The following is a 24164-nucleotide window of genomic DNA, read 5'->3' on the forward strand; positions in this document are numbered from 1 at the left end:
CGGGGCGCCTAAGATCAAAAGCAGATCAAAAGCAGATCAAGATCAAGAGCGGCTCGCTTCGCATCGTGGAGTGTGTGGCCGGGCGCGGTCGACTGTGGGAGCTGGCTTGCCTGCGAAGGTATCGACTCGGTGCACCTGAATCACCGAGTTGACTGGATCGCAGGCAAGCCAGCTCCCACATTCAGACCGTATTGCCAGCCAAAGCCGGCGGTTGTTCAGCCGCGCTCGGGCTGGAAACGCACCACGAAACCGTTGAGGTTCTGCTGGCGACCCAGCAGATCGCGCAGGCGATCTGCCTCGGCACGCTCGATCAGCGGCCCGACAAACACACGGTTCTTGCCGTCGGCGCTGCGGATATAAGCGTTATACCCCTGGGCACGCAGCTTTTTCTGCAGGGCGTCAGCACTTTCGCGATTGGCCAGGCTGGCCAGTTGGATCGACCAACTGACCGGCAGGCCATTAGGGTCGATGCGGCTCTGGCCCACATCCGGCTTGCCCGGTGCCGCAGGCTGCGGCGCTACCGGTTTGGGCGCTGGCGCAGGTGCGGCCGGCTTGGCAGCAACGGCCGGTGCCGGGGTCGGCTTGACCACCGGGACACTTGGCTGCACCGGCATCGAAGGCGCCTCTTGCGCGGCGACCTCCTCATCGGTGGGCACAGGCTCTTGCGGCAACGCCTGGGGTTCAGGCACCACCACCGGCTCGATCTGAACCTGCGGCACCACCGGTGCCTGGGGCGCAGCGGGGGCTTCAACCACCACTTGGCGCTGTTCGTCTTGACGGGAAAACAGCATCGGCAGAAAGATTACCGCCAACGCCACCAGCACCAGGGCCCCGACCATTCGCTGCTTGTATGCGCTATCCAGTAATGCCATGTGCAGCTTCCTCCGTGGAGCGCCGGGCCAGCCATTCAAGCGCCTCGGCAACACAATAAAATGATCCGAACAACAGGATTTCGTCCTCGGCCGTCGCTACCGCACACTGCGCCTCCAGGGCGGCAGTGACGCTTGCATACGACGTCACCGGCGCGTCAAGGTTCTGCAAGGCCGTTTCCAACTCAACCGCAGGACGGCTGCGCGGCGTATCCAGCGGCGCAACGGCCCAAGACTGGACGCTGCCCAGCAGGGGCGCAACCACGCCGTCCAGGTCCTTGTCGACCAACAACCCGAACACCGCCAGGCGATTGCCCGCCAGTGGGGTACGCGCCAGACGCTGCGCCAGGTACTGCGCAGCATGGGGGTTATGGCCTACATCCAACATCAGGCTCAGGCGTTTGCCTTGCCAGTCGAAGGTTCGGCGATCCAGGCGACCCACCACTTTGGTTGCCAGCAAGGTCGCGGCGATCTGCGCCGCATCCCACGGCAGGTCCAGCAGCAGATAGGCTTGCAGCGCGAGCGCGGCATTTTCCATCGGCAGGTTCAGCAGCGGCAAATCAAGCAGCTCTACCCGTTGGCCACGTGCATCCTGCCCACGCCATTGCCAATGGGTCTCGCCGATATCCAGAGTGAATTCGCGACCGCGCAGGTAGAACGGGCAATTGAGCTCACGCGCCTTGTCGAGCAAGGGTTGCGGCGGATCCAGGTCACCACACAGCGCCGGACGGCCCTGGCGGAAGATCCCGGCCTTTTCAAAAGACACCGATTCGCGGGTATCGCCCAGGTAGTCAGCATGATCGACACCAATGCTGGTCACCAGGGCCAGGTCGGCATCCACCACATTGACCGTATCCAGGCGCCCGCCGAGGCCGACTTCCAGCACGACCACATCCAGTTGCGCACGCTCGAACAGCCAGAACGCCGCCAGGGTGCCCATCTCGAAATAGGTCAGGGAAGTGTCGCCACGCCCGGCCTCCAGCGCAGCAAAGGCTTCGCACAGCTGGGCATCAGTGGCTTCTACGCCATTGAGTTGCACCCGCTCGTTGTAGCGCAGCAGGTGCGGCGAGCTGTACACGCCGACTTTGAGGCCCTGGGCCTGCAACAGCGCGGCGACAAAGGCACAGGTGGAGCCTTTGCCGTTGGTGCCGGTGACCGTGATCACACGCGGTGCTGGCTGGCCCAACCCGAGGCGGGCCGCTACCTGTTGCGAGCGCTCCAGGCCCATGTCGATGGCGGACGGATGCAACTGCTCAAGGTAGGCGAGCCATTCGCCCAGGGTTCGTTGGGTCATAGGTTTGCAGGCACCGGCGGCACGACGATCGGCTCGACCTTAGGCGCAATGTACACAGGCGTCGGCAGGCCCATCATTTGCGCAAGCAGGCTGCCCAGGCGCGGGCGCAGTTCGCCACGCGGGATGATCAGGTCGATCGCACCGTGCTCCAGCAGGAACTCGCTGCGCTGGAAGCCTTCCGGCAGTTTTTCCCGCACGGTCTGCTCGATCACGCGTGGGCCGGCAAAGCCGATCAGCGCTTTAGGCTCGCCAACGATCACATCGCCCAACATTGCCAGGCTGGCGGATACGCCGCCGTAGACCGGGTCGGTCAGCACGGAGATGAACGGGATGCCTTCTTCACGCAGACGCGCCAGTACCGCCGAGGTCTTGGCCATTTGCATCAGGGAAATCAGGGCTTCCTGCATACGCGCACCACCGGAGGCGGCGAAGCAGATCATCGGGCAACGGTTTTCCAGGGCATAGTTGGCAGCGCGAACAAAGCGCTCACCGACGATGGCGCCCATGGAGCCGCCCATGAAGGAGAATTCGAAGGCCGAGACCACCACTGGCATGCCCAGCAGCTTGCCGCTGACCGAAATCAGCGCGTCTTTCTCGCCGGTCTGCTTCTGCGCGCCGACCAGACGGTCCTTGTACTTCTTGCTGTCGCGGAACTTGAGACGGTCAACCGGCTCCAGGTCGGCGCCCAGCTCATTACGGCCGTCGGCATCCAGGAAGATGTCGATACGGGCGCGTGCGCCAATACGCATGTGGTGGTTGCACTTGGGGCAAACGTCCAGGGTCTTTTCCAGCTCGGGGCGATACAGCACCGCGTCGCAGGATGGGCATTTGTGCCACAGACCTTCAGGAACCGAGCTTTTCTTCACCTCGGAACGCATGATCGAAGGGATCAGTTTGTCTACTAACCAGTTGCTCATGCTTTCTTTTCTCCAGTACCGGTGGCTTGAACACAGCCCCGCGTATGCCCTTGAGCTAAATTCATATGTGGCGATGACACAGGCGGGACGGGGTCAGACGTTGGACCTGCCATTTCCCGCCCGTATCCTCAGCCTTCCAGACAACCTGCCAGCGCAGGGTTGCCACTTCGTTTCCGGGCCACCCACAGGCGGCGCCGGGCTGTTTTACACAGTGGTAGTTATGGACGGCGGCAGACTGCCAGCCGTCACATCCCACCCCTGCTGTTGCGCACGGCCTGCATGAACGCGCGAATCTTGCTCGGGTCCTTGACCCCCTTGCCCTGCTCCACCCCACCGCTGACGTCCACAGCATAGGGCCGGACCTGTTCGATGGCCGCCTGGACATTCCCCGGGGTGAGCCCACCCGCGAGAATAACCGGCTTGCTCAACCCCTCGGGAATCAGCGACCAGTCGAACGCCTCGCCCGTACCACCGGGTACGCCTTCGACGTAAGTATCCAGCAGAATCCCGCGAGCACCGGAATAGGCGGCGCAGGCTGCGGCGATATCGTCCCCGCCCTTGACCCGCAATGCCTTGATGTACGGGCGCTGATAGCTTTCGCATTCCTCTGGCGATTCGTCGCCGTGAAACTGCAACATATCCAGCGCCACCGCATCCAGGGTTTCGTTGAGCTCGCAGCGGCTGGCGTTGACGAACAACCCCACGGTGGTCACGAAGGGCGGCAACGCAGCGATGATCGCCCGCGCCTGCAGCACATTCACCGCCCGTGGGCTCTTGGCATAAAACACCAGGCCAATGGCATCCGCCCCCGCTTCGACTGCCGCCAGCGCGTCTTCTATGCGGGTAATCCCGCAAATCTTGCTGCGAACGGCTGACATGTCGTAGGAACCTCAGGGTTGGACCGAGAAAGTCCCGGATGGTAACAAAAGCTTTTCCGGGCGTCAGCCGCCAAGTTCGCTGAAACCGGTGAGGAAGTGCGGCCCGATATAGCGTTCCGGCAGTTCGAACTCGTCGCGGTACTCCACATCCACCAGATACAGGCCGAACGGATGCGCCGTGACCCCGCCAGTGCGGCGGATGCGGCTTTCCAGCACTTCCTTGGCCCACTCCACCGGGCGCTCACCGGTGCCGATGGTCATCAGCACCCCAGCGATATTGCGCACCATATGATGCAGGAAGGCCCCGGCACGGATATCCAGCACGATCATCTTGCCGTGCCGCGTCACCCGCAGGTGGTGGACTTCCTTGATCGGCGACTTGGCCTGGCACTGCCCGGCACGGAAGGCGCTGAAGTCATGCACCCCCACCAGATGCTGCGCGGCTTCAGCCATGCGCTCGGCATCCAGCGGGCGGTGGTTCCAGGTAATCTCTTCATTGAGGTGCGCCGGGCGGATCTGATCGTTGTAGATCACGTAGCGGTAACGCCGGGCGATGGCCTTGAAACGTGCGTGGAAATGCGCCGGCATGACCTTGGCCCAGCTGACACTGACGTCATGGGGCAAATTGATATTAGCCCCCATCACCCACGCCTTCATCGAACGCTCGGCCTGGGTGTCGAAGTGCACCACTTGACCACACGCGTGCACGCCTGCGTCGGTACGCCCGGCACACATCAGCGACACCGGCGAGTCGGCGACTTTGGACAGGGCGTTTTCCAGGGTTTCCTGCACCGTCAGCACCCCGGAGGCCTGACGCTGCCAGCCGCGATAGCGCGAACCTTTGTATTCCACGCCCAGGGCGATGCGGTAAAAGCCTGCGGCCGCCATTTCGGCAGCCGCGTTATCTATATTTGCCAAGAACTGTGAGCCTGATGAGTTGCGCAAAGGCGGGCATTATAGGGCGTCAGGGTGCATGAGTGGACTTTAAATGTGGGAGTGGGCTTGCTCGCGAATGCGCCGTATCATCCAGCACATCAGCAGCTGAACCACCGCATTCGCGAGCACGCCGGCTCCCACATTTTTCTGCGTCGGCCGTTAGATTCGGCCGAGCATTTCCTTGGCTTCGCCACGCTGGCCTTCGTCGCCTTCGGTCAGCACTTCGGACAGGATGTCGCGCGCGCCGTCAGGATCGCCCATGTCGATGTACGCCTGGGCCAGGTCAAGCTTGGTGGCCACTTCATTGGTGCCGGAGAGGAAATCGAACTCTGGCTCATCCTCAGCGCCCAGCGCGGCATCTTCAGCCGTGAAGGAAGGCCCGATCGGCGGATGTTCCAGGCTCTGGGACAAGCGATCCAGCTCAGCATTGACGTCGTCCAGCTCCGAAGCGAAGGCATCGGGCTTGGCCGCAGGCGCGCTCGGCTCGTCCGCCAGCGACAGGTCAAAATCTTCCGGCAGGTCGAATTCGTCCAGCGCGGCCGGCGTCAGGGTCGGCGGCTCTACCGGCGGTGCATCCTTGATCTGCCCTTCAAGGCCTGACAGGAAGTCGTCATCAGATTGCGACGCGGGCGGGTCCAACTGCAGGTCCAGGTCAAAGTCCGACAGGTCCGGCGCATCGGCCTTGGGCTCGGTCTGTTGTTTGAGCAGCGATTCAAAGGTTTGCTGGTCTTGCGCGATCTCGGCAGGTGAGGCGGCTTCCAGGTCATCCAGGCTCAGGTCGAAATCGGTGTCGAAGGTATCTGCCTGCGGGGCCGGGGCCGGCTTGTCGTCGAGCAGGTCCTTGACGTATTGCGCATCCAAGGCCGCAGCAGCCACTGCGGCACTGACACCCGCCGCCAACACGGCCATGGCCGGGAAGCGCGCCTTGAGCTGCTCGACCTGGGCATGGTTCTCACCGTTGGCCACCAACTGGCGCTCCTGGGTGACGAACCCGTCCTTGTTGTTCTGCAGGCCATAGACTTCCATCAGCTTCAAACGCAGGTCGCTGCGCTTGGGCTCGCGCTTGATGGCTTGTTCAAGCACATCCGCCGCCTGGTTCAGGTGGCCACGGTCGATATGGGACTGGGCCTGGGCCAGGGCGTCGCTGGAATTTTCCTGAGCCACGGCAACCGCCAACGGCGCCAGCACGGAAGCGACCGTCGGCACTACAGCCGGCTCAGCCACCGGCGCAGGTGCTGGCGGCGTTGCGGTGTCGAGCTTGACGCTCGGCGGCGGCACTTCAAGGCCCTCGAAGCTGTCAGGCGGCAGGTCTTGATCGATATTGGAAACGAACCCAGGCTCTTCGGCCAACGCCCGCGCCATGCGCAGGTGTTTTTCTTCTTCGCGACGAGCATTGCGATGGCGGGCCCACAGCAGCAGAAGCAGCAACACCACCAACAGGGCCGCACCGCCAAGAATGCCGAGCACAATCGGGTTGGTCAGCAGGTCGTTGAACTTGCCTTCAGTGCTGGCCGGCGCGGCAGCTGGCTTAACCGGCTCAGGCGCTGGCGCGGGTGTTGCAGCGGGAGCCGCAGGCTCGGCTGCAGGTTCACCCGGCAACTGCGCGGGCATCGTGGCGGTCTGTGGTTCACCCGTTTGCGCCTGCAAACGAGCCAACTGGTCATTCTTCAGTTGGATCAGCTTTTGCAGCTTGTCCAACTGGCTTTGCAAGTCGGCGGCACGGCTTTTCAGTTCTTCGTTGTCGCGCCGCGTGGTGTCGAGCTCTTCCTGGGTCATCGCCAGCTTGTCGCTCAGGGCGCGGCTGTCACCGACGGTGCCCTTCGCGCCTTTTTTGGCGACCTGTGCCGACACCAGGCTCAAGTTGTCCTTGGCCTGGGTGCTCGACGGCGCATTGCCGGCCTGGGTGCGTTTGGTCGCATCCAACTGCGGCTTGCCGGCCACTTGGCTCTGAGGGCCACGGCGGCCCTGGCGCCAGGCGGCGTTCTGCGCGCTCACTTCGGCAATCGCTTGCGGCTGCGCCAGGGCGGTGCTTTGCGTAGCGTCCGGCAGGCGCAGGACCTGGCCGGTTTTCAGGCGGTTGATGTTGCCGTCGACAAAGGCATCCGGGTTAAGCGCCTGAATGGCCAGCATCGTTTGCTGGACCGAGGCGCCATTGCGGTTCTTTGCGGCAATTTCCCACAAGGTGTCGCGGGACGTGGTGGTGTGCTGGGCAGGCGCGCTGGCGGCAGGTGCGGTACTGGCTGGCGCGGTGCTGGCCGGCGCGCTCGCCGTCGGGGCCGGCTGGTCGAACTTGGCCGGGTCGAGCAGCACGCTGTAGTCACGCATCAAACGGCCATTGGGCCATTGCACCTGCATGAGGAAGCGCACGTAGGAATCGGGCAGCGGCTTGCTGGAGGTCACGCGTACCACGCTGCGACCTTCGGGGTTGATCACCGGGGTGAACGTCAGGTCATCGAGGAACGCCTGGCGATCGACACCCGCGTCCACGAAGGCCTGGGCAGACGCCAGGCTGGGGGTGATCTCGGACGCCGTGAGGCCGACCACATCGCGCAATTCGATTTCCAAGGACAGCGGCTGGTTCAACTTCGACTTGAGGGTCATCTCCCCAAGTTGCAGCGCCTGCGCCATACCGGAGGACAGCGCCGAGGCGGCCGCTATTGCTAACACCAGTTTGCGAACTTGAACCATAGCCTCATCCTTTGTTTGAACGCTTCCCGCCCTGCGAGAAGGTTGGTAACCGCTGCCATTAGGCATGGCGAGCCGATAGGTCACCGACGCGCTTGTGTTTCACTTGGGACCAAGCATAGCGCCTGGTTAGAATCAATCTACAAATTGCCGCCAAGTATCTTTTACACAAGGCCTTTTATCAACAACTGCGCCAGCTCCACGGCGTTCAAGGCCGAGCCTTTGCGTACGTTATCTGACGTCAGCCAAAGATTTAGTTCCGCCGGGTCGTCGATACCGGCGCGAACTCGCCCTACGTACACCACGTCCTGGCCAACGGCATCACCTACGGCCGTGGGGTAATCGCCCTCCTCGACCAGCTCGATACCCGGCGCAGCCTCGAGGGCGCGGTTCACCGCGGCCAGGTCGACCGGCGCGGCCAGTTGCAGCGACACAGTCAAGCTATCGCCGAAAAACACCGGGGCTTGAACGCAGGTGGCGGAAATCTTTAGTAAAGGTGTTTCCAGCACGGCGCGCAGTTCGTGTACGAGGCGCTTCTCCAGGGCGGTATGACCTTGGACGTCTGGCGTGCCGACTTGCGCCAGCAGGTTGAACGCCACTTGCCGATCGAAGAACGCCGGCTCCAACGGGCGCACGTTCAACAGTTCGGCGGTCTGGCGCGCCAACTCGCTGACGGCCTCGCGGCCCTGGGCAGAGATTGCCAGGTTGGCGGTGACGCTGACGCGCTGGACGTCTACCACACCACGCAAGGGCGCCAGCACCACCGCAAGATAAGTGGCACAAGGGCTCGGGCTGCCGAGCTGAAAAGGTTTCTTCAACGCTTTCAGCACATGGGCGTTGGCCTGCGGCACCACTTGCGGCGCCTGCTCGGCGGGCAATGCGCCAGACAAGTCGATCACCGCGCAGCCAGCGGCGGTGGCACGCGGGGCGAAACTCAGGGTCACCGCTGGGCCTGCGGCGAAGAACGCCAACTGCACCTTGCTGAAGTCAAACGTGTCGACTTCTTTGACCCGCACGTTCTTGCCCCGAAACGGCACCGAAGCCCCCGCCGAGTTGCTGCCCGCCAGCAGGTACAAGGTGCCCACCGGGAACTCCAGTTCTTCGAGAATCTGCACCAGGGTTTCGCCAACGGTACCGGTGGCGCCGATCACGGCGATTTCAAAGGTCTGGGTCATGGGATTGCCTCGGGCATTACGGGGGAGCGGCACTTTACCGGGTGGCTGGGGGTGAGGCAATTAGCCTGGGGCTGCTGGTGTGGCTGATGGCCCCTTCGCGAGCAAGCCCGCTCCCACATTTAACCGAGTCTCCTCAGTTGAAATGCACTCAAATGTGGGAGCGGGCTTGCTCGCGAAGAGGCCCTGAAAGGCAACAAAAAACCCGCGCCTGTCACCAGAACGCGGGTTTCTGTTATTGCTTCAAGCGATCAACGCTCCAGCAAAATCCGCAACATGCGACGCAACGGCTCAGCCGCGCCCCACAGCAGTTGGTCGCCGACGGTGAACGCGCCGAGGAACTGGCTGCCCATGTTCAGCTTGCGCAGACGGCCCACCGGTACATTCAGGGTGCCGGTGACCTTGGTCGGGCTCAGCTCCTGCATGCTGATATCGCGGTTGTTCGGCACCAGCTTGACCCAAGGATTGTGCTGGCTGATCAGCCCTTCGATATCGGCGATCGGCACGTCTTTGTTCAGCTTGATGGTCAGCGCCTGGCTGTGGCAACGCATGGCGCCAATGCGCACGCAGATGCCATCCACCGGGATCGGGTTCTTGAAGCGACCCAGGATCTTGTTGGTTTCGGCCTGGGCCTTCCACTCCTCGCGGCTCTGGCCGTTAGGCAGTTCCTTGTCGATCCACGGGATCAAGCTACCGGCCAATGGCACGCCAAAGTTCTCGGTCGGGTAAGCGTCGCTGCGCATGGCCTCGGCCACACGACGGTCGATGTCGAGGATCGCGCTGGCCGGGTCAGCCAGTTGATCGGCGACAGCGGCGTGGGTCGCGCCCATCTGCTTGATCAGTTCACGCATGTTCTGCGCGCCGGCGCCGGAGGCCGCCTGATAAGTCATGGCGCTCATCCACTCCACCAGGCCGGCTTCGAACAGGCCGCCCAGGCCCATCAGCATCAGGCTGACGGTGCAGTTGCCGCCCACGTAGTTCTTGGTGCCGGCGTCCAATTGCTGGTCGATGACCTTGCGGTTGACCGGGTCGAGGATGATCACTGCGTCGTCCTGCATGCGCAGGCTCGAGGCGGCGTCGATCCAGTAACCCTGCCAGCCGGCTTCGCGCAGCTTGGGGAAGACTTCGCTGGTGTAGTCGCCACCCTGGCAGGTCAGGATCACGTCGAGGCTCTTCAACTCTTCAATGCTGTAGGCATCCTTGAGCGGGGCAATATCCTTGCCCACGGACGGCCCTTGGCCACCTACGTTCGAAGTGGTGAAAAACACCGGCTCAATAAGATCGAAATCCTGCTCTTCCAGCATCCGCTGCATGAGCACGGAACCGACCATACCGCGCCAACCGATCAGACCTACACGTTTCATCGCAACTACACCTTGTTAAAAAGTGGGCCGCCTTGCAGCAACAACTGCAAGCGGGCCCGAGAGATTACAGATTCCGCAGCGCGGCGACTACTGCGTCGCCCATTTCTTGCGTCCCGACCTTGGTGCAACCCTGGGACCAGATGTCGCCGGTGCGCAAGCCCTGATCCAGCACCAGGCTGACGGCCTTCTCGATGGCGTCCGCGGCATCGCTCAGGTTGAAGCTGTAACGCAGCATCATCGACACCGACAAAATGGTCGCCAACGGGTTGGCAATGCCCTGCCCCGCGATGTCTGGCGCCGAACCGTGGCACGGCTCGTACATGCCTTTGTTGTTGGTATCCAGGGATGCCGACGGCAGCATGCCGATGGAACCAGTGAGCATCGACGCCTGGTCGGACAGGATGTCGCCGAACAGGTTGTCGGTGACGATCACGTCGAACTGCTTGGGTGCGCGCACCAGTTGCATGGCGGCGTTGTCGACGTACATGTGGCTCAGTTCGACGTCCGGGTAGTCCTTGGCGACTTCTTCGACGATTTCACGCCACAGTTGGCTGGAAGCCAGTACGTTGGCTTTATCCACCGAGCAGACTTTTTTGCCGCGCACGCGCGCCATGTCGAAACCGACACGGGCGATACGGCGGATTTCGCTCTCGCTGTACGGCAGCGTGTCGTAGGCCTGGCGTTCGCCATTTTCCAACTCGCGCACGCCCCGTGGCGAGCCGAAGTAGATACCGCCGGTCAGCTCACGCACGATGAGGATATCCAGGCCCGCCACCACTTCCGGCTTGAGGCTCGACGCGTCGGCCAGTTGCGGGTAGAGGATGGCCGGGCGCAGGTTGCCGAACAGGCCCAGTTGCGCACGAATTTTCAGCAGGCCGCGCTCGGGGCGGATATCACGCTCGATCTTGTCCCATTTCGGCCCACCCACGGCGCCGAGCAGCACGGCATCGGCAGCGCGGGCGCGGTCCAGGGTCTCGTCAGCCAGGGGCACGCCGTGCTTGTCGATGGCCGCGCCGCCGATCACGTCGTGGCTCAGTTCGAAGCCCAGGCTGTACTTGCTGTTGGCAAGCTCAAGGACCTTGACCGCTTCGGCCATGATTTCCGGACCAATACCGTCGCCAGGGAGAATCAGAATCTGCTTGCTCATGCGTTCCTCATTTCATCAAGCGACCCGCCCGTGGGCAGGTCGGGAAAAATCAATCAGCGTTCGGCGAAGACCACCAGCACATCGGTGCTGAAGGTGCCGTCGGCTTGAATTTCGTAATAATCGCGCACTTCCTGACCCATCGCCTTTTGCAGCTCAAGGATTGCTGCACGCAGTACCTCTGGCGTGCGCATGCGCTCAACCCACGAGGTGTATTCCAGGCGCAAACGCTGGCGGCTGCTGTTGCGTACGTGCAGGCCGGCCTCGCTCAACTGGCGCATCCACTCGGCGCCCGAGTAATCACGCACGTGGCTGGTGTCGCGCAGCACTTCGACGGTTTGCAGGTAAGTGTCCAACAGTGGGCTGCCCGGTGACAAGACATCCACAAATGCCGCCACGCCGCCCGGCTTGAGCACCCGGCGCACTTCACGCAGGGCCAGGCCGAGGTCGCTCCAGTGATGGGCCGAGTAACGGCTGAACACGAAGTCGAATTCGCCATCGGCGAAGGGCAGGCGCTCAGCGGCGCCGTGCACGGTGCGGATGTTGGCCAGGTTGCGGTCTTTGGCGGCGGCGGCCACCACGTCGAGCATAGGCTGGGACAGGTCGTAGGCCACCACCTCTTTGACCAAAGGCGCCACGTGGAAGCTGACATGACCGGCACCGCAGCCCAGGTCCAGCAGGCGTGCAGCGCCCTGCCCGGCCAGTTCGGCTTGCAGCACGGCGAATTCGGTGCCCTGGGCGTGTACGGCGCTGCTCAGGTAGGCCGAGGCTTGCTCGCCGAATTGTTTTTGCACGACTTGGGTGTGGGCGGTGGTGGTCATGGTGGCTTTCCTTGGGGTTTGTGGTGGTTGCACTGGCGCTATCGCAGGCAAGCCAGCTCCCACCGTTGACCGAGGTGCTCAGGCGAACCTCGATCCCTGTGGGAGCGGGCTTGCCCGCGATGGGCCCGCACGGTTACCGCAAATCAGGCATCGCGAAACAACCAGGGCTGGCTCGCCCGGTGCTTGGCTTCAAACGCAGCAATCGCATCGCCGTCCTGCAAGGTCAGGCCGATGTCGTCCAGGCCGTTGATCAGGCAGTGCTTGCGGAAGGCATCCACCTCAAAGTGGTACACCTTGCCATCCGGGCGGGTCACGGTTTGCGCGGCCAGGTCGACCGTCAACTGGTAGCCGACATTGGCTTCCACTTGCTGGAACAACTCGTCTACTTCAGCGTCGCTCAAGATGATCGGCAATAAGCCGTTCTTGAAGCTGTTGTTGAAGAAGATATCGGCGTAGCTCGGCGCGATGATGCTGCGAAAGCCGTACTCTTCCAGGGCCCAAGGCGCGTGCTCGCGGCTGGAACCGCAGCCGAAGTTTTCCCGGGCCAGCAACACGCTGGCGCCCTGGTAGCGCTCGGCGTTGAGCACGAAGTCCTTGTTCAGCGGGCGCTTGGAGTTGTCCTGGTAGGCGTAGCCCACGTCCAGGTAGCGCCACTCGTCGAACAGGTTAGGGCCGAAACCGGTGCGCTTGATCGACTTCAAGAATTGCTTGGGGATGATCTGGTCGGTGTCCACATTGGCACGGTCCAACGGCGCTACAAGGCCTGTGTGTTGGGTAAAAGCTCTCATCGGGTTTTCCTCAGATCAATTCGCGAACGTCGATGAAACGACCGTTGACGGCAGCGGCGGCGGCCATGGCCGGGCTCACCAGGTGGGTACGCCCACCCGCGCCTTGGCGCCCTTCGAAGTTACGGTTGGAGGTCGACGCGCAATGCTCGCCTGACTCCAGGCGGTCCGGGTTCATCGCCAGGCACATCGAGCAGCCCGGCTCACGCCATTCAAAACCGGCTTCGAGGAAGATCTTGTCCAGGCCTTCGGCTTCCGCCTGGGCTTTAACCAGCCCGGAACCTGGTACCACAATGGCTTGCTTGATGGTCGAGGCTACCTTGCGGCCCTTGGCGATCACCGCCGCGGCGCGCAGGTCTTCGATCCGCGAGTTGGTGCAGGAGCCGATAAATACGCGGTCCAACTGGATGTCGGTGATCGCCTGGTTGGCGGTCAACCCCATGTATTTCAAGGCGCGCTCGATGGAGCCGCGCTTGACCAGGTCGGCCTCTTTGGCCGGGTCCGGCACGTTCTGATCAACGGCCAAGACCATTTCCGGCGAAGTGCCCCAGCTGACTTGCGGCTTGATCTGCGCAGCGTCGAGTTCGACCACGGTGTCGAACACCGCATCGGCGTCGGAGACCAGGTCTTTCCAGGCTTCGACGGCGGCGTCCCAATCGGCGCCTTGCGGCGCGAACGGGCGACCCTTGACGTATTCGACGGTCTTTTCGTCCGCCGCCACCATGCCCACGCGGGCACCGGCTTCGATGGACATGTTGCAGATGGTCATGCGGCCTTCGATGGACAGGTCGCGGATTGCACTGCCGGCGAACTCGATGGCATGGCCGTTACCACCGGCGGTGCCGATCTTGCCGATCACGGCGAGCACGATGTCTTTGGCGGTCACGCCAAACGGCAATTGGCCTTCGACACGCACCAGCATGTTCTTCATTTTCTTGGCCACCAGGCACTGGGTGGCGAACACATGTTCCACCTCGGAAGTGCCGATGCCATGGGCCAGGGCGCCGAACGCACCATGGGTGGAGGTATGGGAGTCACCGCAGACCACGGTCATGCCCGGCAAGGTTGCACCCTGCTCCGGGCCGATGACATGGACGATGCCTTGGCGCACGTCGTTCATCTTGAATTCGGTGATGCCGTACTCGTCGCAATAGTCGTCGAGGGTCTGCACCTGCAACCGCGAGACCTGGTCGGCAATGGCTTCGATGCCGCCCTTGCGCTCAGGCGTGGTGGGCACGTTGTGGTCCGGCGTGGCGATGATGGAGTCGACGCGCCAAGGCTTGCGCCCGGCCAGTCGCAGGCCTTCGAACGCTTGGGGCGAGGTCACTTCATGGATGATGTGACGGTCGATATAGATCAGCGACGATCCATCATCGCGACGTTTCACTTCATGGGAATCCCAAAGCTTGTCGTAAAGCGTTTTGCCGGCCATCAGTCGGTCCTCATCAGCGGTGCTTCTATACGCCGGGCTTTTCAATAACCCTTTGGCTTGTGAGGCTGATGGTATGGCGCTACATTAAATAACTCAAATTCATATTTTTTATGCTTTGGATTACCAACTGGAATAGCACCATGGACCTGGCCAACCTCAACGCCTTTATCGCCATCGCCGAAACCGGCAGTTTCTCCGGTGCCGGTGAACGCCTGCACCTGACCCAGCCGGCCATCAGCAAGCGCATCGCCGGCCTGGAACAACAATTGAAGGTACGGCTGTTCGACCGCCTGGGCCGCGAAGTCGGTTTGACCGAGGCCGGGCGGGCTTTGCTGCCCCGCGCTTATCAAATCCTCAACGTGCTGGACGACACCCGCCGCGCCCTCACCAACCTCACCGGCGAAGTCAGCGGGCGCCTGACCCTGGCCACCAGCCACCATATCGGCCTGCACCGCCTGCCACCGGTCCTGCGCACTTTCACGCGGCAATACCCGAATGTGGCGCTGGATATTCAGTTTCTGGATTCAGAAGTGGCCTACGAAGAAATCCTCCACGGCCGTGCGGAAGTCGCGGTGATCACCCTGGCGCCAGAGCCCCACAACCTGGTGCAAGCTACCCGTGTGTGGGACGACCCGCTGGATTTTGTGGTGGCGCCCGAACACAGCCTGATCAGCAACGGCTCCGTCAGCCTGGCCGATATCGCCGGGCATCCGGCGGTATTTCCCGGCGGCAACACCTTTACCCACCATATTGTCAGCCGCCTGTTCGAGGCCCAGGGCCTCACACCTAATATTGCGATGAGCACTAACTACCTGGAAACCATCAAGATGATGGTCTCCATCGGCCTGGCCTGGAGCGTGTTGCCGCGCACCATGCTCGATGATCAGGTGGCAAGTATCGCTTTGCCGGGCATACAGCTCAGTCGCCAGCTAGGCTATATCGTGCACACCGAAAGGACGCTGTCGAACGCTGCGCGGGCTTTCATGAGCCTGTTGGATGCACAGGTCGATCTGCCAGGGTTACCGGCATGACACTGTGTGGGCCAGGGGTTTAGGTCAAACCGCGCGGTTTTCTCAATGAGCCAAGGCCCTTTGATAATGCGCAACCCCGTTGACCCGGTTCCACCCCTGCCCCGCATCTACGCCCTGGACCCTCAAGCGGCGGAACAAAGCTGGGACAGCGCCCCGCAACTGCTGACGGCCCTCAATGCCGCGCGGCTGGGTGCCTGGTCCTGGGAAATCGACACAGGAAGAATCAGTTGGTCACGGGGCACCCAGGCGTTATTCGGCTTTGACCCGCGCCAGCCTCTGCCCAAGGACCTCGACTACCTCGACCTGCTGGCCCCGCAAGACAGTGCGCGGGTGGTGCGCGGCTTTCATGCGGTGCTCGCCGGAGAGCCGCTCGACCGCGCCATGCACCACCGCATCCAATGGCCCGATGGCAGCCAGCACTGGCTGGAAATCAGCGGCAGCCTGGTTCCCGACAAAGCCGGACGGCGGCGCATGATCGGGGTGATCCGCGAGATCACCCACCAACGCGACCGTGAACACGCCCTCAGCCATTCGGAAAAGCGCTTTGCCACCCTGTTCCACCTGTGCCCGAACATGGTACTGCTGACGCGCCAGGCTGACGGCTTGATCAGCGAAGCCAACCAGTATTTCGAGATGCTGTTCGGTTGGCCAGTGGCCGATGCCATCGGCCGCACCACCCTGGAACTGGGCTTGTGGCGCCACCCGGAACAGCGTGCGCTGCTGGTCAAAGCCACGCAGCGCAAGGGGGAACCCATCACCATGGAAGTGCAGTTCTGCGCCAGCAACGGCCAGATCCATGACGGCACCCTCAGCGCGCAAAAGGTCGAACTGGACGGCGAGGCGTACCTGATCAGCACGTTCCTGGACACCACCGAACGTAAAAACGCCGAGCAAGCACTCAAGGACAGCCAGGAGCGCCTGGACCTGGCCCTGGACTCCGCGCAACTGGGCACCTGGGATTGGCACATCCCCAGCGGCATGCTTTACGGCTCAGCGCGTGCCGCCCAGCTGCATGGGCTGGAGCCCGCGCCGTTCCATGAGTCTTTCGAGGCATTTTTTGAAGGCATGTCCGATGAGGACCGCGAGGGCATGCGCCATGCGTACCGCAGCTTGCGCGAAGGCCCGGACGGCAACTATCAGTTGACCTACCGCGTGCAAATGGAAGACGGCAGCCCGCGCTACCTGGAGAGCCGCGCACGCCTGTATCGCGATGAATCAGGCAAGCCCCTGCGCATGGCCGGCACCTTGCTGGACATCACCGACCAGGTCGAGCGCGAGCAACGGCTGACCGCCTCGGAAGAGAAGTTCGCCAGCCTGTTCCAGGCCAGCCCCGACCCGATTTGCGTCACCTGCCTGGAGAGCGGCGCCTTTATCGAGATCAACCCGGCGTTTACCCAGACGTTTGGCTTTACAGCCGCCGAAGTGCTCGACAAAAGCGCCGAGCAAATCGGCTTGTGGGACGACTCCAGCAAGCGCCTGCAGCGCATCGAGCAAGTGATACGCGAACAGGCCCTGAGCAATGTGGCGATCGTGGTGCATCACAAGAACGGCCAGAGCCTGACCTGCATGATTTCCAGCCGCTTGATCAAGGTCAGCGACCAGCCATGCATCGTCACCACGCTGCGCGATATCACCCAACAGCAGCGCTCGGAAGCCGCACTCAAGGCCAGCGAAGAGAAGTTCGCCAAGGCGTTCCACTCCAGCCCCGATGCGATCTCCATCACCGAGCGCGACACCGGCCGTTATGTAGAGGTCAACGACGGCTTTTGCCGCCTGACCGGTTACCGCACCGAAGAGACCATCGGCCTGACCCTGTACCAGATCGGCATCTGGGCCGACGAGAACCAGCGCGCCGCACTGTTGGCCGAGTTACAGATCAAGGGGCGCATTCACTACCTGGAAATGCTCTGGCGCAACAAGCGTGGCGAGGTGCTGGCGGTGGAGGTCTCGGTAGAGCCGATCACCCTGAATGAAACCCCCTGCCTGCTGCTGACCGCGCGGGATGTGAGCCTATTGAAGAACGCCCAGGCGCAGATCCGTCACCTGGCCTATCACGACCCGCTGACCAACCTGCCGAACCGCGCACTGCTGATGGACCGTCTGAGCCAGCAGATCGCCCTGCTCAAGCGCCACAACTTGCGCGGCGCCCTGCTGTTTCTGGACCTGGATCACTTCAAGCACATCAACGACTCCCTCGGCCACCCCGTTGGCGACACCGTGCTGAAAATCGTCACCGCCCGCCTGGAAGCCAGCGTGCGCATGGAGGACACCGTGGCGCGCCTGGGCGGCGATGAGTTTGTGGTATTGCTCAGCGGCCTGGAGGGCACCCGCCAGACGGTCAGCAGCCAGGTGCAAGCGCTGGCCGATACCCTGCGCGAATTGCTTTCGGAACCGATGTTTCTCGACGGCCATCGGCTGCAGGTCACGCCAAGCATCGGCGTGGCGTTGATCCCCGACCACGGCACCACCCCTGCCGATCTGCTCAAGCGCGCCGACATCGCCCTGTACCGCGCCAAGGACTCCGGACGCAACACCACGCAGATGTTCCACAACAGCATGCAAAAAACCGCCAGCGAACGCCTGCGCATGGAGACCGACTTGCGCCTGGCCTTGTCCCGCGGCGAATTCAGCGTGCACTACCAGCCCCAGGTGGATGCGCGCGGCAACAGGATAATCGGCGCCGAGGCCCTGGTGCGCTGGCAGCATCCACAATTGGGCGCGCAGTCACCGACGGAATTTATCAAGGTATTGGAAGACAGCGGCCTGATCCTGGAGGTCGGCACCTGGATTCTCGATGAAGCCTGCGGCGCCTTTGCCCAGTTGATTACCGACGGCTTGGTGGACCCGCTCAATTTCAGCCTGTGCGTGAACATCAGTCCCCGGCAGTTTCGCCAGAACGACTTTGTGGAACGGGTGGAGCACAGCCTCAAGCAACACGGTTTGCCGTTCAGCCTGCTGAAACTGGAAATTACCGAAGGCATCGTGATCCAGAACCTGGACGACACGGTGGTGAAGATGCGCCGCCTGAAAAAACTCGGCGTGAGCTTTGCGATGGATGATTTCGGTACCGGCTATTCATCCCTGACCTACCTCAAGCGCCTGCCGGTGGACGCGCTGAAGATTGATCAGTCGTTCGTGCGCGATGCGACCCACGACCCCAATGATGCGGAAATCATCCGCGCCATTGTGGCCATGGCCCGCAGCTTGAACCTGGAAGTCATCGCCGAGGGGGTGGAAACCCTGGAGCAGTTGGCGTTCCTGCAAAAGCTGGGCTGCCATTTATTCCAGGGGTATTTGCACAGCCGACCGTTGCCGATCGAGGGGTTCAGGCGGCTGCTGGATGAGGCATGCCCAGCAGGTGGCTGACTTGGCCCAAGTCCGTCTCGCGGCGCAGGGCCGTGAACAACTCTACTGCCTCCGGGTAGTTACGCGTGAGCATCGCCAGCCACTGCTTCAAGCGGCCGGGCGCCTGCTTTTCGGTCAGTTGCGCCACCGACTGGCGCCAGAACTCCTGAAGCATGGGCTGCATCTGCGCCCAAGTCATCTCGACCACCTCTTCGCCGGCTTTGGCGGCAACAATCTGCCGTGCCAGATCGGGCCGCGCTACCAGGCCACGGCCCAGCATGATGTCTTCGGCACCGCTGATTTCGCGGCAGCGCTTCCAGTCTTCGACGCTCCAGATATCGCCATTGGCAAACACCGGCACCTTGACCACGTCCTGCACCCGCGGGATCCACTCCCAATGGGCCGGCGGCTTGTAGCCATCGGCCTTGGTGCGCGCATGCACCACGATATGCGCCGCGCCGCCCTCGGCCAGGGCCGTGGCGCACACCAGCGCACCATCCGGGCTGTCGAAGCCCAGGCGCATCTTGGCGGTCACGGGAATATGGGCGGGTACGGCGCGGCGCACATGCTCGACGATCTGGTTGAGCAGCTCCGGCTCCTTGAGCAGCACCGCGCCACCTCGGGATTTATTCACGGTCTTGGCCGGGCAACCGAAGTTCAGGTCGATGACCTCAGAGCCCAGCTCACAGGCCAGGGCGGCATTTTCCGCCAGGCACACCGGATCGGAGCCGAGCAACTGCACCCGCAACGGCACACCGGCCGCCGTGTGGGCACCGTGCAGCAGTTCAGGCGCGAGCTTGTGGAAATAGGCAGGCGTGAGCAGGCGGTCGTTGACCCGGATAAATTCGGTCACGCACCAGTCGATACCGCCCACGTGGGTCAACACGTCCCGCAGGATGTTGTCGACCAACCCCTCCATGGGCGCCAAAGCAATTTGCATGGAAAACACTCAACAAAAATCGTGGCGCAGTTTACTGGGTTTCCAGCGGCAACCGTTAACCCCCTGTCAGGGCGGGGCCGTAACCGTCAATAAACTCGGCGGGCATGCGCTTGGGCTTACCGCTGGACAACTCAATGCACACGAAGGTTGTTTGCGCACGCAGCAGGGTCGCACCATCACGGGGGCGTACCAGCTGGAAACGACGGGTCATTTTCAACCGCTGGTCCCAATCGACGATCCAGGTGGCCAGTTGTAACTCATCGCCCTCATAGCCTGCCGCCAAGTAGTCGATTTCATGGCGCACCACGGCCATGGCGCGGTCCAGGCGGCGGTATTCGGTGAGGTCCAGCCCCAGGCGTTGGGAGTGGCGCCAGGCGCAACGCTCCAGCCACGAGACATACACCGCATTATTGGCGTGTCCCAGGCCGTCGATGTCTTCAGCCGCAACCTGCAGATCGATGATGAACGGCGTTGCCAAATCCCAGCCCATGCCTTGCTCCAGTCGATTGATGTCGGCGGGGCAGTGTATCAGGCGCTCTGGCGCTCCTGTAGACGGCAGCCGGCCAATAGGGCGAGCACAGCGTCGATCACCTGCGGGTCGGCGAGCACTTTCTGGTGGCCGCCCTGCTCCAGGCGCAGCAGGCGGCTGTCGAACCAGGCTTCGTGAATGGCTTGAGCCGCCCTGACCGGAACGAAGGTGTCGTCTTCGGCGTGGACGATCAGGCCGGGAATGTTCATTTGGTAGTGGGCCACGTCCAGATGTTTGAGCGGCATACCCATGCTCAACTCCACTTCTTGGATAAAGGCTGAGCGCGCCCGTGGCGGCAAGCCGACCATGTGGGTGAACCCGCGCAACACATCCAGAAAGCGCGACGGCGCGGCAATGCTGACCAATGCCTGTGTACGCAACCCCAACTGCACCGCCAGCATCGCACTGGCGCCGCCCATGGAGTGGCCGACCACCGCGTACAGCGGCGGCAGCTCGGCCGCCGCCTCAAGCATGGCGCGGGCAAACAGCAGCACATGGGCCTCCCGCCCTGGCGAACGGCCGTGGGCGGGACCGTCCAGGGCAATTACCGAATAGCCGTTGTCGACCAACGCTGTGATCAAACTGGCGAACTGAGTGGGCCGGCCTTCCCAGCCATGCATCAGCAGCACCGCCGGGCCATGCCCCCATCGCAACGCCGACAGGCCGAAACGCAGCGTGATGCGCTCCGATTGCGCCAACAACGGCAGCTCCCAGTCACGCGGCGGCAGATCGCGCGGGGTCATGAAGGTGCGACGCATCTTGCTGGCGACCGCATGCGGCGCAAGGCGCCCCACCGTGCCATTGAAACCACGAACCCAGGTCAATGCGCCCATCGTGCTTTCCCTCTTTCAGCGTACCGCCGACTTGGCCGCACGTATCACCCGATCCGATAACTCGCCCGGCCCCAGCGCCCGCGCCAGGGTCAGCCCCCCGACCATCAAGGCCATGTCCGCCAGGGCCTTGTCGATCTCTTCGGGGCTGCCGGCCAGTTGCGCGGCCATCAACTCGACGTGTTCGTTCAAGACCTCGCGAAAAGCGTCCGGCAAGCGCCCCATCTCCCCCACTGTCGCGGGCAACGGGCAGGCCTGGGTCGTGGAGTCGCGGTGCTTGCGTGACAGATAAAATGCGGCGACCAGCGTGCGGCGCTCTTCGCCGGTCAGCTGTTCGTCCAAGTCGTCGATGGAGGCGCGACGCTGCGCCAACAACTGGTTGAACGCTTCCAGCATCAGCGCGTCCTTGCTTTCAAAGTGCGCATAGAAGCCGCCGACCGTCAGCCCCGCCGCCCCCATCACTTCGCCCACACTGGGCTCAGCCGGGCCACGCTGGATCAATGCCACGCTGGCAGCCTGCAAAATACGTTCGCGGGTTTGCGCTTTTTTATCGCTCATCGAAGCCTCCGTCTTTCATGGGTTGAATATTATTACCATAATAATATTTGGCAAGCGACAAGCACGACCGCCGGTCAGTACAGAAAAATGGGAATAAAGGAGGGAATTGGCCAAACGCCAGACAAACAAAAGGGCCATTCAATAATTGAATGACCCTTAAAAATCCCGCAGAGCGGGTAATCGTGGCGTCCCCTAGGGGACTCGAACCCCTGTTACCGCCGTGAAAGGGCGGTGTCCTAGGCCACTAGACGAAGGGGACACAAACCTTCTATACAACTGATCAGCGCTGAGAACTGATCGATTCAAGGACGGTGTGGCCGGAACCTTGAACCTGTAAAATTGGTGGAGCTAAACGGGATCGAACCGTTGACCTCTTGCATGCCATGCAAGCGCTCTCCCAGCTGAGCTATAGCCCCGGATTTTTCGTCTCGCGACGCAGCAGACCTTTCGAGCTGCTTGTTGAAACTGGCGTCCCCTAGGGGACTCGAACCCCTGTTACCGCCGTGAAAGGGCGGTGTCCTAGGCCACTAGACGAAGGGGACAAAACCTTCTGTACATCTGATCAGAGCTGAGACCTGATCAATTCAAGGACGGTGTGGCCGGAACCTTGAACCTGTAAATTGGTGGAGCTAAACGGGATCGAACCGTTGACCTCTTGCATGCCATGCAAGCGCTCTCCCAGCTGAGCTATAGCCCCTCATCGGTGAGGACGGGGCGAATCTTAATGGCGGTTTGGAAACGTGTCAAATTTATTTTCAACAATTTCCAAAATTTTTTGCCGGGATAACAATCACTTACCGACGAAACCCCGGAAAACCGGGGTTTCGTGCCGCAAGCGGCCTGCTTAAGCGATAGCGCCCAGCAGCTTTTCCCATTCCTTGTTTTCTTTCTTCGATACACCACCAAGCAAATCAAGGGCTTGGCGCAGGCGGAAACGGGTCAGGTCCGGGCCGAGGATTTCCATCGCATCAAGCACCGACACCGAACTGGCCTGCCCAGTGATTGCGGCAAACATCAGCGGCATGGCGTCACGCAGCTTGAGCTCCAGGGATTCGACCACCGCCTGGATGGTCGCGGTGATCGCATCCTTCTCCCACTGACGCAGGCTTTCAAGCTTCCACAGGATCAACTGCATCAGTTGGCGAACCTGGTCACCGGAAAGCTTTTTGGACTCGAACAGCTTGGGATCGGGATTCACGCCACCGGCAAAGAAGAAACTGGCCAAGGGTGCGACCTGGCTGAAGGTCTCTACCCTGCCCTGCACCAGCGGCGCGATCTTCATCATGTACTCGGGGTTCAACGCCCACTGCTGCACACGGCTGGCGAACTCTTGCACCGGCAGGTCACGCAGCCACTGGCCGTTGAGCCACGAGAGTTTCTCGATATCGAAGATCGGCCCGCCGAGGGAGACGCGGGACAGGTCGAAGTTGTCGACCATTTCCTGCAGCGAGAACTTCTCGCGCTCATCCGGCATCGACCAGCCCATGCGGCCCAGGTAGTTGAGCATCGCCTCGGGCATGAAGCCCATGCGCTCGTAGAACGTCACCGACGTAGGGTTCTTGCGCTTGGACAGCTTGCTCTTGTCCGGGTTACGCAGCAGCGGCATGTAGCACAGTTGCGGTTGCTCCCAGCCGAAGTATTCGTACAGCAGAATGAGTTTCGGTGCCGATGGCAGCCACTCTTCGCCACGCAGCACATGGGTGATGCCCATCAGGTGGTCATCGACCACGTTGGCCAGGAAGTACGTCGGCAAGCCGTCGGTCTTCATCAGCACCTGCATGTCCATGCGGTCCCACGGGATCTCGACGTCACCGCGCAGCATGTCCGGCACCACGCACACGCCTTCGCTTGGCACCTTCATACGGATGACGTGGGGCTCACCAGCCGCCAGGCGCGCAGCCACTTCTTCCTTGGACAACAGCAACGCACGGCCATCGTAGCGCGGGGTCTCGCCACGGGCCTGTTGCTCGGCGCGCATCTGGTCCAGCTCTTCGGCGGTGCAGAAGCACGGGAAGGCATGGCCCATATCGACCAGTTGCTGGGTGTACTGCTTGTAGATGTCGCTGCGCTCGCTCTGGCGATACGGGCCGTGAGGGCCGCCCACGTCCGGGCCTTCAGCCCAGGTAATGCCCAACCAGCGCAGGGCATCGAAAATCTGCTGTTCGGACTCACGGGTGGAGCGCAGTTGATCGGTGTCTTCGATCCGCAGGATGAACTCACCGCCATGCTGCTTGGCAAAGCAGTAGTTGAACAGGGCGATGTAAGCAGTACCGACGTGGGGATCCCCAGTGGGCGATGGCGCAATGCGCGTGCGGACGGTGGTCATGGCAGGTCTCGAATGGGCGATATAACTGAAAATTGAAACAAGGGGCGAATGGTAACAGCCTGGGTGATTTCTGGAAAACCGAGGCGCGGCCATCGCAGGTAAGCCAGCTCCCACATTTTGAACGCATTCACAGATCAATGTGGGAGCCGGTTGCCCGCGATGAGCATAGGTATCTACACAACTTTGGGGATGACGCCGAACCTGTGGCGAGGGAGCTTGCTCCCGTGGCGGCCTGACAGCCGACGCTTATCTACCTGACACGCCGCAGTCCGAATGTGGGAGCTGGCTTGCCTGCGAAGACGGCCTGA

Annotated in this window: 19 protein-coding genes and 4 tRNA genes; 2 read left to right on the top strand and 21 right to left on the bottom strand. The window is 62.1% G+C overall.

The features are described 5' to 3' along the window. Positions 1-215: 215 nt before the first annotated feature. The 12 genes from A7K61_RS23820 to leuC form a co-directional block, all read right to left on the bottom strand. Positions 216-872, bottom strand: a complete 657-nt coding sequence (locus A7K61_RS23820) for an SPOR domain-containing protein (RefSeq protein ID WP_032896150.1) — start codon at positions 870-872, stop codon at positions 216-218. Continuing rightward, a complete protein-coding gene (gene folC, locus A7K61_RS23825; RefSeq protein ID WP_069558494.1) occupies positions 856-2163 on the bottom strand; it encodes a bifunctional tetrahydrofolate synthase/dihydrofolate synthase in 1308 nt (435 codons plus the stop codon). Before folC ends, A7K61_RS23820 begins: the two co-directional genes overlap by 17 nt. Then, positions 2160-3080: an acetyl-CoA carboxylase, carboxyltransferase subunit beta gene (accD, locus tag A7K61_RS23830; protein WP_003192545.1), complete on the bottom strand. Its 921-nt coding sequence runs from the start codon at positions 3078-3080 to the stop codon at positions 2160-2162. Before accD ends, folC begins: the two co-directional genes overlap by 4 nt. Before the next feature lie 245 nt (positions 3081-3325). After that, positions 3326-3958, bottom strand: a complete 633-nt coding sequence (locus tag A7K61_RS23835) for a phosphoribosylanthranilate isomerase (protein WP_069558495.1) — start codon at positions 3956-3958, stop codon at positions 3326-3328. Positions 3959-4021: 63 nt separating this feature from the next. Then, entirely contained in the window at positions 4022-4846 is an 825-nt protein-coding gene (gene truA, locus A7K61_RS23840) for a tRNA pseudouridine(38-40) synthase TruA (protein ID WP_044274701.1), read from the bottom strand. A 207-nt stretch (positions 4847-5053) separates the two neighbouring features. Then, a complete protein-coding gene (locus tag A7K61_RS23845; RefSeq protein ID WP_069558496.1) occupies positions 5054-7582 on the bottom strand; it encodes a FimV/HubP family polar landmark protein in 2529 nt (842 codons plus the stop codon). Positions 7583-7743: 161 nt separating this feature from the next. Further along, positions 7744-8754 carry an aspartate-semialdehyde dehydrogenase gene (locus A7K61_RS23850; protein ID WP_069558497.1) on the bottom strand — a complete coding sequence of 337 codons (1011 nt, stop codon included), beginning with the start codon at positions 8752-8754 and terminating at the stop codon, positions 7744-7746. Positions 8755-9002: 248 nt separating this feature from the next. Beyond that, entirely contained in the window at positions 9003-10115 is a 1113-nt protein-coding gene (asd, locus tag A7K61_RS23855; protein WP_003192554.1) for an aspartate-semialdehyde dehydrogenase, read from the bottom strand. 64 nt (positions 10116-10179) lie between these two features. Beyond that, the gene (gene leuB / locus A7K61_RS23860) at positions 10180-11262 is read right to left on the bottom strand and encodes a 3-isopropylmalate dehydrogenase (RefSeq protein WP_017530190.1); all 1083 of its coding nucleotides are present in this window, start codon (positions 11260-11262) and stop codon (positions 10180-10182) included. 53 nt (positions 11263-11315) lie between these two features. Beyond that, positions 11316-12080 (bottom strand): class I SAM-dependent methyltransferase, encoded by a 765-nt coding sequence (locus tag A7K61_RS23865; RefSeq protein ID WP_069558498.1) that lies wholly within the window; start codon positions 12078-12080, stop codon positions 11316-11318. Positions 12081-12223: 143 nt separating this feature from the next. Further along, entirely contained in the window at positions 12224-12868 is a 645-nt protein-coding gene (gene leuD, locus A7K61_RS23870; RefSeq protein WP_003192559.1) for a 3-isopropylmalate dehydratase small subunit, read from the bottom strand. 10 nt (positions 12869-12878) lie between these two features. Then, positions 12879-14297: a 3-isopropylmalate dehydratase large subunit gene (leuC, locus tag A7K61_RS23875; protein WP_003192562.1), complete on the bottom strand. Its 1419-nt coding sequence runs from the start codon at positions 14295-14297 to the stop codon at positions 12879-12881. A 140-nt stretch (positions 14298-14437) separates the two neighbouring features. On the opposite strand from leuC, the gene A7K61_RS23880 reads away from it, so the two are divergent. Together A7K61_RS23880 and A7K61_RS23885 are read left to right on the top strand one after the other, a co-directional pair. Continuing rightward, the gene (locus A7K61_RS23880; protein WP_003192564.1) at positions 14438-15328 is read left to right on the top strand and encodes a LysR family transcriptional regulator; all 891 of its coding nucleotides are present in this window, start codon (positions 14438-14440) and stop codon (positions 15326-15328) included. Between the two features lie 66 nt (positions 15329-15394). Continuing rightward, the gene (locus A7K61_RS23885) at positions 15395-18694 is read left to right on the top strand and encodes an EAL domain-containing protein (RefSeq protein WP_069558499.1); all 3300 of its coding nucleotides are present in this window, start codon (positions 15395-15397) and stop codon (positions 18692-18694) included. Here A7K61_RS23885 and A7K61_RS23890 read toward each other — a convergent pair. From A7K61_RS23890 to gltX, 9 genes are all read right to left on the bottom strand, one after another. Then, positions 18654-19613 (bottom strand): tRNA-dihydrouridine synthase, encoded by a 960-nt coding sequence (locus A7K61_RS23890; RefSeq protein WP_069558500.1) that lies wholly within the window; start codon positions 19611-19613, stop codon positions 18654-18656. The genes A7K61_RS23885 and A7K61_RS23890 overlap by 41 nt on opposite strands. A gap of 55 nt (positions 19614-19668) precedes the next feature. Further along, the gene (locus A7K61_RS23895) at positions 19669-20103 is read right to left on the bottom strand and encodes a thioesterase family protein (RefSeq protein WP_003192568.1); all 435 of its coding nucleotides are present in this window, start codon (positions 20101-20103) and stop codon (positions 19669-19671) included. A 38-nt stretch (positions 20104-20141) separates the two neighbouring features. Further along, positions 20142-20975: an alpha/beta hydrolase gene (locus A7K61_RS23900; protein ID WP_044274707.1), complete on the bottom strand. Its 834-nt coding sequence runs from the start codon at positions 20973-20975 to the stop codon at positions 20142-20144. 15 nt (positions 20976-20990) lie between these two features. After that, the gene (locus A7K61_RS23905; RefSeq protein ID WP_069558501.1) at positions 20991-21530 is read right to left on the bottom strand and encodes a TetR/AcrR family transcriptional regulator; all 540 of its coding nucleotides are present in this window, start codon (positions 21528-21530) and stop codon (positions 20991-20993) included. Positions 21531-21713: 183 nt separating this feature from the next. Next, positions 21714-21789: transfer RNA gene (locus A7K61_RS23910), tRNA-Glu, on the bottom strand. Positions 21790-21870: 81 nt separating this feature from the next. Further along, a tRNA-Ala gene (locus tag A7K61_RS23915) sits at positions 21871-21946 on the bottom strand. Between the two features lie 50 nt (positions 21947-21996). Beyond that, positions 21997-22072, bottom strand: a tRNA-Glu gene (locus A7K61_RS23920). 79 nt (positions 22073-22151) lie between these two features. Next, positions 22152-22227, bottom strand: a tRNA-Ala gene (locus tag A7K61_RS23925). Between the two features lie 147 nt (positions 22228-22374). Next, positions 22375-23856, bottom strand: coding sequence for a glutamate--tRNA ligase (gltX, locus tag A7K61_RS23930; protein WP_032896132.1), 1482 nt, complete (start codon positions 23854-23856; stop codon positions 22375-22377). Positions 23857-24164: the final 308 nt, after the last annotated feature.

Source organism: Pseudomonas sp. AP42, from assembly GCF_001728935.1.
Lineage (GTDB): Bacteria > Pseudomonadota > Gammaproteobacteria > Pseudomonadales > Pseudomonadaceae > Aquipseudomonas > Aquipseudomonas lactis.

Bases quoted from the DNA above. Each gene is read 5' to 3' on its own strand.
- A7K61_RS23820 (WP_032896150.1), bottom strand. From the start codon at position 872: ATGGCATTACTGGATAGCGCATACAAGCAGCGAATGGTCGGGGCCCTG.
- folC (WP_069558494.1), bottom strand. From the start codon at position 2,163: ATGACCCAACGAACCCTGGGCGAATGGCTCGCCTACCTTGAGCAGTTG.
- accD (WP_003192545.1), bottom strand. From the start codon at position 3,080: ATGAGCAACTGGTTAGTAGACAAACTGATCCCTTCGATCATGCGTTCC.
- A7K61_RS23835 (WP_069558495.1), bottom strand. From the start codon at position 3,958: ATGTCAGCCGTTCGCAGCAAGATTTGCGGGATTACCCGCATAGAAGAC.
- truA (WP_044274701.1), bottom strand. From the start codon at position 4,846: ATGGCGGCCGCAGGCTTTTACCGCATCGCCCTGGGCGTGGAATACAAA.
- A7K61_RS23845 (WP_069558496.1), bottom strand. From the start codon at position 7,582: ATGGTTCAAGTTCGCAAACTGGTGTTAGCAATAGCGGCCGCCTCGGCG.
- A7K61_RS23850 (WP_069558497.1), bottom strand. From the start codon at position 8,754: ATGACCCAGACCTTTGAAATCGCCGTGATCGGCGCCACCGGTACCGTT.
- asd (WP_003192554.1), bottom strand. From the start codon at position 10,115: ATGAAACGTGTAGGTCTGATCGGTTGGCGCGGTATGGTCGGTTCCGTG.
- leuB (WP_017530190.1), bottom strand. From the start codon at position 11,262: ATGAGCAAGCAGATTCTGATTCTCCCTGGCGACGGTATTGGTCCGGAA.
- A7K61_RS23865 (WP_069558498.1), bottom strand. From the start codon at position 12,080: ATGACCACCACCGCCCACACCCAAGTCGTGCAAAAACAATTCGGCGAG.
- leuD (WP_003192559.1), bottom strand. From the start codon at position 12,868: ATGAGAGCTTTTACCCAACACACAGGCCTTGTAGCGCCGTTGGACCGT.
- leuC (WP_003192562.1), bottom strand. From the start codon at position 14,297: ATGGCCGGCAAAACGCTTTACGACAAGCTTTGGGATTCCCATGAAGTG.
- A7K61_RS23880 (WP_003192564.1), top strand. From the start codon at position 14,438: ATGGACCTGGCCAACCTCAACGCCTTTATCGCCATCGCCGAAACCGGC.
- A7K61_RS23885 (WP_069558499.1), top strand. From the start codon at position 15,395: ATGCGCAACCCCGTTGACCCGGTTCCACCCCTGCCCCGCATCTACGCC.
- A7K61_RS23890 (WP_069558500.1), bottom strand. From the start codon at position 19,613: ATGCAAATTGCTTTGGCGCCCATGGAGGGGTTGGTCGACAACATCCTG.
- A7K61_RS23895 (WP_003192568.1), bottom strand. From the start codon at position 20,103: ATGGGCTGGGATTTGGCAACGCCGTTCATCATCGATCTGCAGGTTGCG.
- A7K61_RS23900 (WP_044274707.1), bottom strand. From the start codon at position 20,975: ATGGGCGCATTGACCTGGGTTCGTGGTTTCAATGGCACGGTGGGGCGC.
- A7K61_RS23905 (WP_069558501.1), bottom strand. From the start codon at position 21,530: ATGAGCGATAAAAAAGCGCAAACCCGCGAACGTATTTTGCAGGCTGCC.
- gltX (WP_032896132.1), bottom strand. From the start codon at position 23,856: ATGACCACCGTCCGCACGCGCATTGCGCCATCGCCCACTGGGGATCCC.